Origin of the sequence: Neotamlana nanhaiensis (assembly GCF_000943555.1) — a bacterium.
Taxonomy (GTDB): Bacteria; Bacteroidota; Bacteroidia; order Flavobacteriales; family Flavobacteriaceae; genus Neotamlana; species Neotamlana nanhaiensis.
Genome location: NZ_JTDV01000002.1, coordinates 414,632 through 426,513 on the forward strand (window position 1 = coordinate 414,632; position 11,882 = coordinate 426,513).

An 11,882-nucleotide genomic window follows, 5' to 3' on the forward strand; every position below is an offset into this window, starting at 1 on the left:
AACATTTGTGAATTCGTGACGATAAAACAAACTAAAAGCATCATTTTAAAAGTAAAGGATTATTCGGTTTCTGGCGAAGATTTTCAGTTGTTAGAAAACGAAACCTATGGTTTTTTAGAAACGCATCCGCAGCCTTCAAATGAAAAATTACCAGAATATTATAAAAGCGAAGATTATATTTCGCATACCGACGCCAAGAGAAACTTATTTGAAAAAGTGTATCATTTAGTTCGTGTTTATGCTTTAAATAAAAAAGTAGCTTTAATAAATAGTTATGTGTCGTCAAGCAAACATGTTTTAGATGTTGGTTGTGGTACGGGTGATTTTTTAAGTACAGCGAAAAAAAATGGATGGCAGGTGAGTGGGGTAGAGCCAAACGAACAGGCTCGAGAAATAGCTAATAAAAAAACAAATAACGCTGTTTTTAATATTGAAAAGCTTTTAGAGTTTAAAGAAGCTTCGTTTAATGTTATTACACTTTGGCATGTTTTAGAGCATTTGCCAAATCTTGAAGATCATATAAAAGTGTTTAAAAAACTATTAAGGCCTAATGGTGTTTTAATAATTGCTGTTCCTAATTATAAAAGTTATGATGCGAAACATTATAAAAACTTTTGGGCAGCTTACGATGTGCCTAGGCATCTTTGGCATTTTAATAAAACATCTATTAAAAATTTAGTTGAGCGTTTTGGTTTTAATCTTATTAAAACAAAACCAATGTGGTTCGATGCGTTTTATGTGAGTTTGTTATCTGAAAAATATAAAACTGGCAAAATGAATTTTTTAAAAGGATTTTTTATTGGTTTAGTTTCAAATGTAAAAGCAATAGCTTCAAAAGAAACATCGTCTCTAATTTATATTATTAAAAAGAACGAATAGTAATTTCCGTTTTTTTCTTCTTGTTTTTAAAAAGAGCTTCATAAATGTCTTTTTTATTAAAAATATTCAAAAGTTTAAGTTTTGAGCTCATTTTTCAGTCTTAAAAACCAAAATATTTATTTTAAGAATTTATTTTAAAGCATTTTTAAGGGTGATAGGCGCTAATATGTCTTTTTTGTGAAATGTGCTTAAAACGCTTTAAAACGAGTCGTTTTTTATAGGTAATTTTTATTTTGGCCTGTTTTTGTTATAAGTTTTCTTTATTTGTTAAAAACAGAATAAATTTCGGTTATTCTAAAACTTACTTTATTACATTTGTTTGATTTAAAAAAAAGATCTAACTAATTTTCATAAAACCATGAAAAAATTATTTTTTACTGCTTTGGCAGTTTTGGCATTAACAGCATGTCAACAAGAAAAGAAAATTGCTTTTGTTGATAATGGAGAAGTTATTAACGAATATCAAGAGAAAAAAGATGTAGAGGCGAAGTTTCAATTAAAAGATGAAGCTTTTAGAAAAAAAGCCGATAGTATTGGGCAAGCATTTCAAGCCGAAGTGCAATCTACTCAAGCAACGGCTCAAAAATCGTCGCAACGTAAAGCGCAAGAATTAATGGCAGGTTTGCAACAAAAGCAACAACAATTGCAACAACAAATGCAAATTGAGCAACAACAGTTAACACAAGAATTTCAAGCTGAAATAGATTCTGTAATTGGGAAAGTGAAAGATTTTGTAAAAGATTATGGTAAAACGAATGGCTACACCTATATTTTAGGAACAAGTGATGCTGCGGCAACAGTAATGTATGGTGCTGAAGAAAACGATTTAACCGAAACTATTTTAGCAGCTCTTAACGACGTCTATTCAAAGAAATAATATAACGTTTAGTACGTTTTAAAAGCCAGAGTATTTTATTTATGCTCTGGCTTTTTTTATTTAATTACTGTTACATGAAAGTACGAGACTATTTAAAACAACCTTTCGATTATTTTAACGACGATAAATCGAAGAGGATTTACATTATTTCTGCCATCGTTTTTTCGCATTTATTCTTAATAATTTTTCAGCCTTATGGTATTTCTGAAGAAATGTCGAACCCTGAAAATAGTACTTTAAATAAGTTTTTGTTCTTTTTTTCTATCGCATTAACCACATTTGTGGCCTTATCACTTTCACAATTTGTTCTCAGAAAATGGTTTCATATTACTAACGTTAGTAGTAAAAAATATTTGGGTTGGTTACTTTTTGAAGCGCTGCTTTTACAGATTGTTAATTTTGGAATGGCGTTTATTATTCCAGATTTAGGAAACGATTTTGAAGAAGAATTAAACCTGTGGTTTCAAATAAAAATGTATCCTAAATTATTACTTATTTTAATATTTCCTTTTTTTGGAACGGTAATTTTTATTGCTATAAAACGGTTAAAATCTGAAGTAAAAACATTAGACGAACAACTGCATTTTTTTAAGCATAAATACGCTCAAAATTCGAGTGAAGATTGCGTAGAATTACGTGATGAAAATAATCAAATAGATATCTCAATTCCTGTAAATAATTTAATGTATTTAGAGTCGAGTAACCAATATGTTTTAATTTACTTTATTAAAAATAATGTGATAAAAAAGCATATTGTGCGTAACCGATTGAAGAATATTATACAGCAAATGCAACAATATCCTATAAAGCAATGTCACCGATCGTTTGCTGTAAATATGATGCATATTGAGCATTTATTACGTAAAAATGGTAAAGCTTTTTTAGTATTTAAAGCCGATTTTGAAATGCAAAAAATACCTGTTTCAAATTCATTTATAAGTACTTTTGATGTGGTTGTTTCTATGTAGTTTATTTTTTCACTCCATATATGTAACAATTCACTCCAAACGATCGTCTTCATTACAAGGTTCGTCAATATTTAAAATTATTTTGCGTTAACAAAGCCATAAAGTAAAAATCGATTTTTTATTACAAACAAATCTTAAATTTATCAAATCATAAAAAACAGAACAGTTACTAATGAAGCAATTATGTTTAGTCATCTTCTTGTTTACGAGCTTGTTATGCTTGTCTCAAGAAAAATTCAGTATTAGTGGTACCATAACCGATACCACCAACGGAGAAACGCTTTTAGGAGCAACCGTGTATTTAAAAAACACCAATTTTGGGGCCTCAACCAACGAGTATGGTTTTTTCTCGTTAACCGCACCAAAAGGCAGTTACACGTTAATTATTTCGTATGTGGGTTATAACACGTATTCACAAGAAATTACATTAAACGGCGATCAAAAACTCGATTTCGAGTTGCAAGAATCGGCTACATCTCTCGATGAGGTTATTATAGTGGCCGAAGAATCGGAAACTGTTAGCATTAAAAAACCACAAATGAGCGTGTCTAAACTTAATGCGCAAACTATTAAAGAAATGCCTGCGGTTTTAGGCGAAGTAGATGTTATAAAATCCATTCAAATGTTACCCGGAGTTACCAATAATGGCGAGGGTTCAGCAGGATTTCATGTGCGTGGTGGAGCCGCCGATCAAAACCTAGTTTTACTCGATGAAGCTATTATTTATAACACCTCGCATTTATTTGGTTTTTTCTCTGTATTTAATGCCGATGCTATTAAAAATATAAAGCTTTATAAAGGCGATATTCCAGCTAAATTTGGCGGAAGAGTATCATCTGTACTCGATGTGCGTCAAAAGGACGGAAATAGCAAGAAATTTGCTTTAAATGGCGGTGTTGGACTTATTTCAAGCAGATTAACCGCAGAATCGCCATTTTTTAAGGATAAAGGCTCGTTTTTAATTGCGGGACGAACCTCATATGTGCATCTATTTATGCCGCTTATTGAGGATGTAAAAGATGATAAAATATCGTTTTACGATCTTAACTTAAAAACTAATTTCGAGATTAATAAAAACAATAAATTGTATTTGTCGGGTTATTTTGGACGAGACGCTTTCGATTTATCGGGTTTAATTACTAATAATTACGGTAATGCCACTGGAAATTTACGTTGGAACCATGTTATAAACGACAAATTATTTTCAAATTTATCCTTCATTTACAGTAAATACGATTATAACATTGTGCTTGACTTTATTGAGCTCGATTGGGATGCTGATATTACCAATTATAATCTTAAATACGATTTAGGCTATTATGTCAACAATAATTTAACCCTCGATTTTGGTGTAAGCGGATTAATCTATAATGTAAATCCTGGTGAAGTAAAACCTTCAACCGAAACATCATCAATTAATCCTTTAAAATTAGATGAAAAACGCGCTTTCGAAGGTGCTGTTTATGCTAGTGCCGAACATCAAATTACCGATAAATTGGCACTTAATTATGGGCTACGATACAGTACATTTTCGCGTTTAGGCGGCCAAAGCATTACGAATTATGTTAATAATCAACCGGTAGTTTACAATAGCGATTTAGGAATTTATGAGCGTGGTGAAGCCGAAAGTGAAACGAGTTATAGTAAAAACGAAAGTATTAAAACATTTGGGTATTTCGAGCCTCGTTTTGGGGTGTCGTATCAGTTAAATGATGCTTCTTCAGTTAAATCGAGTTATACAAAATCGACACAATATTTACACTTATTATCCAATACTGCTTCGGTGACGCCTTTGGATGTTTGGACACCAAGCGGACAGTACATTAAGCCGCAAATTTCCAACCAATATGCGGTGGGTTATTACAGGAATTTTAATGATAACGCTTATACTTTAGAGTTAGAAAGTTATTATAAACATGTTGATAATCGTATTGATTACATTGACGGATCAGATTTAATTGGTAACAACAACATTGAAACCGAAATTTTAAATGGCGAAGCCCGAGCTTATGGTATGGAATTACTGCTTCGTAAAAATAAAGGCGATTTCACGGGGTGGTTAGCCTATACTTTATCGAAATCGGAGCAGCGCGCCTTAGGCGGAAATGCCGGCGGACCTGGAATTAACAATGGCGATTGGTACAAAACGGCTTATGATAGAACACACGATATTTCACTAACAGGTTCTTATAAATTAAATGATAAATGGCGTTTTAGTTCTAATTTTGTGTTTCAAACAGGGCGACCAGTTACCTATCCAAACGGACAATACAACTACGAAGGCTTGTCGGTAGCAACCTATGCCAATCGAAACGAGAACCGCTTACCAACGTATCACAGATTAGATTTATCGGCAACCTTAACTCCAAATAGAAACCCAGATAAACGCTGGAAAGGCGAGTGGGTATTTAGTATTTACAACGCTTATAATCGCAGAAATGCAGCCTCGGTTGGTTTTAGCCAAAACAACCAAACAGGTTTAAACGAAGCCACGCGAATTTCAATTTTTGGAGCAATTCCGTCGGTATCTTATAATTTTAAATTTTAAAACGATGAAAAACTATATAAAAACCCTATTTGTTTTAACCAGCATTATTTTTTCGGCCTGCGAAGATGTTATTGATGTTGATGTTGATACCGCTGAAACGCGCTTAGTAATTGAAGCTTCTTTAGATTGGGAAAAAGGAACAACCGGAAACAATCAAACCATAAAATTAAGCCTATCGTCACCTTATTTTAATACACAGGATATTACCGTAGTAACGGGAGCAAATGTAGTGGTTACAAACATGAATACGGGCGATATTTTTAACTTTACAGATGAAAATGATGGCAGCTATACTACAAACAGTTTCGAGCCTATAATTGGTAATACATATAGCTTACAAGTGAGTTATAATGGAGAGACGTATGAAGCTACCGAAACTTTAATGGCAGTTCCGGAAATTAAGGAGATAAACCAAAGTATTGAAGGCGGATTTGATGACGAATTACTTGAAGTTAATGTGTATTTTGATGATCCTGTTGATGAAGAAAATTATTACTTATTAAATTTTTATGAAACAGGTGATTTGTTTTCCTTTTTTGCCGATGTTTCGGATGAATTTGTAAACGGAAATGAAGTGTATTATTTCTTTGAAAAAGAAGATGACGAAGACAATAACCAAGCGCCATTTCAAGCCGGAGACACGGTAGATATTGAGCTTTATGGTATTTCGGAATCATACTATAATTACATGAGATTGTTAATAGAACAGTATTACAGTGGAGGCAATCCGTTTTCATCTACAGCTGCGCTCATAAAAGGCAATTGTATAAACCCAACAAACCCCGATAATTATGCTTTTGGGTATTTTAGAGTCACCGAGGTTGATGTGGCTACTTATACTTTCGAGTAAAAAAAGGTTTTAATAGAATCAGACCTGTCAGGTTTCAAAAACCTGACAGGTCTTTTTTTTTAAAAGAATTAATAGCTTTCAGAGCGCTATTTAAAGATTTAATTTGTTTATTTTAAATCAGTTAAATTACAAATAAATGACTCATAAATTTATGCCAACCAACCCTTAATTCTCCTTTTTATGCAATAAACGCGTGAGTTTAATACTCAAATCGGTTAGAATGATTTTAGAGTTACCGTTGCGTTCAATATGATAAATAGCATCTTGTAATTCGTTGCTAATATCCATAATGTTATTGCCATGTATAAAAGGCGCAAATTTAGCCAAGTTAAAAGCTTCGCTTTTAGGTTCAAAAAACACCAAATCGTTGGCGTTATAATTTAGTAGTAAGGCTTGTCTAAAAAAGTCTAAACAAAAATTTAAAAACTGTTTTTGGGTTTCTCTACCTGTTTTAGCAACCTCTTCGCTCCATGAAATTAAATCGTGAATGGCAGCTTTATTGCCTTTTGCTTTAAACGCGGTGCGTACCCAAAACACAAACCATTTTTCAAATTGTAAATCTTCACTATCACTATAAACCAAATCGCAAGCTTTATTGTAATTGCCATTAGCTTGGTGCGCAATTTTGGTAGCATCAGCTTCAGCGATATTAAATTGTTTAATTAAAGCTTCTTTTACGTCGTTTTCGGCCAGCGGCGGAAAGTGTAACACTTGGCAGCGTGAGCGAATGGTGTTAATAATTTGCTCTTCGTCTTCAGCAATTAATAAAAAAATCGTTTTTGCAGGCGGTTCTTCAATCAGTTTTAAAAGTTTGTTTGCCGCGGCAGTATTCATTTTTTCGGCCATCCAAACCAAAAGAATTTTATAGCCACCTTCATAAGCTTTTAGTGATAGTGATTTTACGATATCTTGAGCTTCATCTACACCTATTTGACCTTGCTTGTTATCTACTCCAAGTAGTTTGTACCAGTCGAATAAATTTCCGTAAGGTTGTTCGTTTAAAAGTTGGCGCCATTCTTCTAAATAATGACTAGAAACAGGGTGTTTTTTTACTTTATCGCTGGTAGTTACAGGAAATGCAAAGTGCAAATCGGGATGCGAAAAATTCTTAAATTTTAGGTTACAAGCATCGTTACCACCAGTGTTTTCGGCATTAGTATTTTTACACAAAATGTATTGCGCATAAGCTAAGGCCATGGGTAAAGTGCCACAACCTTCGTTGCCAACAAATAGCTGTGCGTGTGGTATGCGACCATTATCGGCACTTTGGGTTAAGTGCTTTTTTATATGTTCTTGTCCTATAATTTCATTAAATAGCATAGGCAAACCTACATATTTTTTTGTTTTAATTTTAATTAAGTAACGTATAAAAAACGGACTAAAAGTTTAAGAATAAAAAAAATCTTTATCAGCTATATCGTTTTCGTGTAAAATCGCATTTTAATTAGGCTATTTATTAGTTACATTTGTAGGACTAAATAGTAAATACAAAACAATGAAAACGATTAACGATTTTAATTTCGAAAATAAAAAAGCACTTATTCGTGTAGATTTTAACGTGCCTTTAAACGATAAATTTGAGGTAACAGATACCACAAGAATTGTTTCAGCAAAACCAACTATTATTAAAATTTTAGAAGATGGTGGTAGCTGTATTTTAATGTCGCATTTAGGGCGTCCAAAAGGTGTGCAAGATGAGTTTTCGTTAGGTCATATCGTTGAAACCGTTAAAGATATTTTAGGAGTAGAAGTTACTTTTGTTAAGGCTTGTGTTGGCGAAACTGCCGAAGAAGCTGCGGCAAAATTACAACCAGGACAAATTTTATTGTTAGAAAATTTACGTTTTCATGCTGAAGAAACTGCGGGCGATGTTGCCTTTGCAGAACAACTATCTAAATTAGGTGATATTTACGTAAATGATGCTTTTGGTACCGCACACCGTGCACATGCTTCAACAACTATTGTAGCTCAGTTTTTCGAAGATAAAAAATGCTTTGGTAGTTTATTAGCTCAAGAAATTGAAAGTATTAAAAAAGTATTAGAAACAGGGGAAAAACCAGTTTTAGGTATTTTAGGAGGAGCAAAAGTATCTTCAAAAATTACTATTATCGAGAATATTTTAGATGCTGTAGATCATTTAATTATTGGTGGAGGTATGGCCTTTACTTTTGTTAAAGCGCAAGGCGGAAAAATAGGAAATTCTATTTGTGAAGATGATAAAATGGAGTTGGCTTTAGAGATTTTAAAACAAGCTGAAGCTAAAAACGTAAAAGTACACATCCCTGTTGATACTATTGCTGCCGATGATTTTAGTAACGATGCCAATACACAAACTGTAGATATTAATGCTATTCCAGATGGTTGGGAAGGTGTTGATGCGGGGCCAAAATCGAGAGAAATTTTCCACGATGTTGTTATGCAATGTAAAACCATTTTATGGAATGGTCCGTTAGGCGTTTTTGAAATGGAAAGTTTTGCTGGAGGTACTATCGAATTAGGAAACTCTATTGCCGAAGCTACTAAAAATGGCGCGTTTTCATTAGTTGGTGGTGGCGATTCTGTTGCTGCTGTTAAACAGTTTGGTTTCGATGATAAAGTAAGTTATGTAAGTACTGGTGGAGGCGCTATGCTTGAAAGTTTAGAAGGTAAAACATTACCAGGTATTGCTGCAATTTTAGAATAAAATACGCTTCAAAATAAATTAAGGGTTGTTTGTGTGATTTTATAATCGCTTTAATTCAGGCGATTACTAATCAAACATAAAAAATTAAATTTAAGTTTTTTAATTCCCTTAAAAAATACGAATTTAGCCATAATGTCGTTGATTAACATGTTAACCGATTTTATGGCTATTCGTTTTTATATCGCTTTGTTTGTGTGTGGTTTAGGATTTTCTCAAACCACCGATTCTATTATTGATGGTACTAAAAATACCATCAAAACAATAGAAGTACAACCAGATTCTACCCAAGTAAAAGAATTTGTAGATAACGAATTTGCTGCGCAAATAGATGAAAAATGGCTCGAAGAATTGTATAGCAACGCCTTGTTCGATACCATTTACAAATCGGTTACCGAACTCGATTTTAAAGATGTTGATTTTCCAGAATTACCAACCGATACCTTAAAAGCACGATTAAAAGAACTCGATGCCAGAACACCGTTTAATGTGGAGTATAATCCGTCGTTAGAAAGTGTTATAAAATCGTACTTGAAACATCGTAGAAATTCCATTCAAAAATTAATTAGCTTAAGCGCGTATTATTTCCCAATGTTTGAACGCGAGCTCGATTTGTATGATATTCCTTTGGAAGTTAAATATCTAGCCATTGTAGAATCGGCGTTAAAACCTAGAGCACGATCTAGAGTAGGAGCAACTGGTTTATGGCAATTTATGTTTAGCACAGGTAAAATGTACGGACTCGATGTAAGTAGTTATGTTGATGAGCGTAGCGATCCTATAAAATCTACCGAAGCCGCAGCAAAATATTTAGCTAAACTCTATGAAATATTTGGCGATTGGGATTTGGCTTTAGCAGCCTATAATTCTGGTCCAGGAAACGTTTCAAAAGCGATTCGTCGTTCTGGAGGTTATCAAAATTATTGGAATATCAGACATAATTTACCAAGAGAAACAGCAGGTTATTTACCAGCATTTTTAGCTAACATGTATATTTTTGAATATGCCGAACAACACGGTTTTAAAAAAATAAAACCAGAAACCGCCTATTTTGAAACCGATACTGTAAGAGTTAAGCAGATGATAACGCTCGATCAAGTTTCAGAAGTAACGGGTACGCCAATTGAGGCGCTTCAATTTTTAAATCCGTCGTATAAATTAGATATTATTCCGTTTATAAAAGAAGAAAAATACACGTTAAGATTACCTCGCGAAGTTATGGGTGCTTTTGTAACTAACGAAGATTCTATTTATGCTTTTGCTAAAGCCGAATTTGACAAACGTGAAAAGCCACTGCCACAATTTTTTAATGCCGATGAGAAAATACGGTATCGTGTAAAATCGGGCGATTATTTAGGAAAAATATCAAGAATGTACGGGGTTCGTGTTAGCGATATAAAACGTTGGAATGGTTTACGAAATAACGATTTAAGTATTGGGCAAAGATTAACCATTTTTCCAAGAAAACCGCATGTTTCAACGCCGCAAAAAACCGCTTCAACAACAACGCAAACTATAAAACCTAAACCTATTTCTGGCGAGGTTACCATTTATACAGTACAGTCTGGAGATTCGCTTTGGAGTATTTCACAAAAATTTTCTGGAGTTTCTGTTCAAAATATTAAAGAATGGAACGGTATTAGTGGTAATAAATTAAAACCAGGAATGAAGCTTAAAATTGGGAAAAGCTAACTTCTTTTAAAAACCAAAAACAAAATGATACGTTACGTTATTTTATCGGCATTTACACTGTTTTTTTTAGTGTCTTGCGGAAATAAAAAGAAATCAGATAAAGATATTTACATAGCCGATGCCACGGGTGCCATAAACAATGTATCGGTGGTTATGGAAAACGATTTGTGGGATGGTAGCGTTGGTGAAGCTGTAAGAAGCGTGTTAGCAAAACCTATTTATGGCTTACCTCAAGACGAACCAACGTTTACTATTAGTCAAATTCCGCCAGCTGTTTTTTCGGGTTTTGTCACTAAAAACAGAACCGTTTTAAAAATTGAAACAGGCAAAGAAGCTGACCTAAAAGTGTTAGACGATGCCTATGCTAAACCGCAAAAAGTAATTGTAATATCGGGAAAAACAAAGCAAGAAATTATTGATTTGATTATAGAAAATGAAGTAAAAATTGTTGATGTTTTTAGAAATGTAGAGCTGGCTGCGAGGTTAGCACAAATGGAAAAATCACCCCATAGTTATACTCAAATTAAAGAAAAATTGGGATTAACCATTCAATTTCCATCCATTTATTCGGTTGCGAAAGAAAGTGATAATTTTTTCTGGTTTAGAAAAAGTATTACCATTGGGCACATGCATTTAATGATGTACGACTTACCACATGATGGCATTAAAAGAAATGATAGTACGGTGTTACAAATAATAAAATTAAGAGATTCTATTGGAGAAAAATACTTTCGTGGTAGGCTAGATGGTAATTTAGATGCTAATGGGCAAACCATATCGTCGTTTATGGTAACAGAGTCGGCTTATGCACCTTATTTAAAAGAAACCATTGTAGATAATAAACCAGCTTTAGAAACAAAAGGCATTTGGGAACTAACCAACGATTTTATGGGTGGCCCATTTATAGATTATGCTATTGAAGATAAAACAAACAACCGCTGGGTAATTATTGAAGGTTTTGCTTTTGCTCCTTCAGTTGAAAAAAGAAATTATATGTTAGAACTCGAAGCTATTATCAAATCGGTTAAAATTGAATGATCAGTTGTTTCAGTTTAATACAAACAAAAAAACCAGCAAATCTGCTGGTTTTTTTATTATAAAGAAAAAGTAAAATTATTCTTTTTTCGATGCATCGGTTTCTTCCTCTTTGCTAGCATCTTTAAATTCTTTAATGCCGCTACCAAGGCCTCTCATCAATTCAGGTATTTTTTTACCTCCAAATAATAGTAAAACAACTACCACAATTAGGGCTATTTGCCATGGGCCAATTGCTAATGGTAACATATATAAGCTCATAATATTAAATTTTAAAGCACAAAGTTACTAATTAAACTTTAACTAAAGTTGGTTTAAACATAATTTTAGCATAGCCTTATATTTAAAACCTT

General features: G+C 33.2%; 10 protein-coding genes. 8 read left to right on the plus strand and 2 right to left on the minus strand.

The features are described 5' to 3' along the window. Window positions 1-21: 21 nt before the first annotated feature. From PK35_RS04955 to PK35_RS04975, 5 genes are all read left to right on the plus strand, one after another. Window positions 22-879: a class I SAM-dependent methyltransferase gene (locus PK35_RS04955; RefSeq protein WP_044625678.1), complete on the plus strand. Its 858-nt coding sequence runs from the start codon at window positions 22-24 to the stop codon at window positions 877-879. Between the two features lie 358 nt (window positions 880-1,237). Beyond that, window positions 1,238-1,756, plus strand: coding sequence for an OmpH/Skp family outer membrane protein (locus tag PK35_RS04960; protein ID WP_044625571.1), 519 nt, complete (start codon window positions 1,238-1,240; stop codon window positions 1,754-1,756). A 74-nt stretch (window positions 1,757-1,830) separates the two neighbouring features. Continuing rightward, complete coding sequence (locus tag PK35_RS04965; protein WP_044625572.1) at window positions 1,831-2,724, plus strand: LytTR family DNA-binding domain-containing protein; 894 nt, start codon at window positions 1,831-1,833, stop codon at window positions 2,722-2,724. 172 nt (window positions 2,725-2,896) lie between these two features. Then, window positions 2,897-5,272, plus strand: coding sequence for a TonB-dependent receptor (locus PK35_RS04970; protein ID WP_044625573.1), 2,376 nt, complete (start codon window positions 2,897-2,899; stop codon window positions 5,270-5,272). Window positions 5,273-5,276: 4 nt separating this feature from the next. After that, a complete protein-coding gene (locus PK35_RS04975) occupies window positions 5,277-6,122 on the plus strand; it encodes a DUF4249 domain-containing protein (RefSeq protein ID WP_044625574.1) in 846 nt (281 codons plus the stop codon). Between the two features lie 165 nt (window positions 6,123-6,287). On the opposite strand, the gene PK35_RS04980 is transcribed toward PK35_RS04975, so the two are convergent. Further along, on the minus strand, window positions 6,288-7,442 hold the full coding sequence (locus tag PK35_RS04980) for a DNA polymerase III subunit (RefSeq protein ID WP_044625575.1): 1,155 nt from the start codon (window positions 7,440-7,442) through the stop codon (window positions 6,288-6,290). Window positions 7,443-7,617: 175 nt separating this feature from the next. Here PK35_RS04980 and PK35_RS04985 point away from each other — a divergent pair, with 175 nt between their 5' ends. From PK35_RS04985 to PK35_RS04995, 3 genes are all read left to right on the plus strand, one after another. Next, window positions 7,618-8,805: a phosphoglycerate kinase gene (locus PK35_RS04985; RefSeq protein WP_044625576.1), complete on the plus strand. Its 1,188-nt coding sequence runs from the start codon at window positions 7,618-7,620 to the stop codon at window positions 8,803-8,805. A gap of 147 nt (window positions 8,806-8,952) precedes the next feature. After that, window positions 8,953-10,494 (plus strand): lytic transglycosylase domain-containing protein, encoded by a 1,542-nt coding sequence (locus PK35_RS04990; protein WP_082048530.1) that lies wholly within the window; start codon window positions 8,953-8,955, stop codon window positions 10,492-10,494. 24 nt (window positions 10,495-10,518) lie between these two features. Beyond that, window positions 10,519-11,532, plus strand: a complete 1,014-nt coding sequence (locus PK35_RS04995) for a DUF4837 family protein (RefSeq protein ID WP_044625577.1) — start codon at window positions 10,519-10,521, stop codon at window positions 11,530-11,532. 75 nt (window positions 11,533-11,607) lie between these two features. Here PK35_RS04995 and tatA read toward each other — a convergent pair whose 3' ends face one another. Next, window positions 11,608-11,790: a twin-arginine translocase TatA/TatE family subunit gene (tatA, locus tag PK35_RS05000; protein ID WP_044625578.1), complete on the minus strand. Its 183-nt coding sequence runs from the start codon at window positions 11,788-11,790 to the stop codon at window positions 11,608-11,610. Between the last annotated feature and the right edge of the window lie 92 nt (window positions 11,791-11,882).

Bases quoted from the DNA above. Each gene is read 5' to 3' on its own strand.
- PK35_RS04995 (WP_044625577.1), top strand. From the start codon at position 10,519: ATGATACGTTACGTTATTTTATCGGCATTTACACTGTTTTTTTTAGTG.
- PK35_RS04980 (WP_044625575.1), bottom strand. From the start codon at position 7,442: ATGCTATTTAATGAAATTATAGGACAAGAACATATAAAAAAGCACTTA.
- PK35_RS04985 (WP_044625576.1), top strand. From the start codon at position 7,618: ATGAAAACGATTAACGATTTTAATTTCGAAAATAAAAAAGCACTTATT.
- tatA (WP_044625578.1), bottom strand. From the start codon at position 11,790: ATGAGCTTATATATGTTACCATTAGCAATTGGCCCATGGCAAATAGCC.
- PK35_RS04990 (WP_082048530.1), top strand. From the start codon at position 8,953: ATGTTAACCGATTTTATGGCTATTCGTTTTTATATCGCTTTGTTTGTG.
- PK35_RS04970 (WP_044625573.1), top strand. From the start codon at position 2,897: ATGAAGCAATTATGTTTAGTCATCTTCTTGTTTACGAGCTTGTTATGC.
- PK35_RS04960 (WP_044625571.1), top strand. From the start codon at position 1,238: ATGAAAAAATTATTTTTTACTGCTTTGGCAGTTTTGGCATTAACAGCA.
- PK35_RS04975 (WP_044625574.1), top strand. From the start codon at position 5,277: ATGAAAAACTATATAAAAACCCTATTTGTTTTAACCAGCATTATTTTT.
- PK35_RS04965 (WP_044625572.1), top strand. From the start codon at position 1,831: ATGAAAGTACGAGACTATTTAAAACAACCTTTCGATTATTTTAACGAC.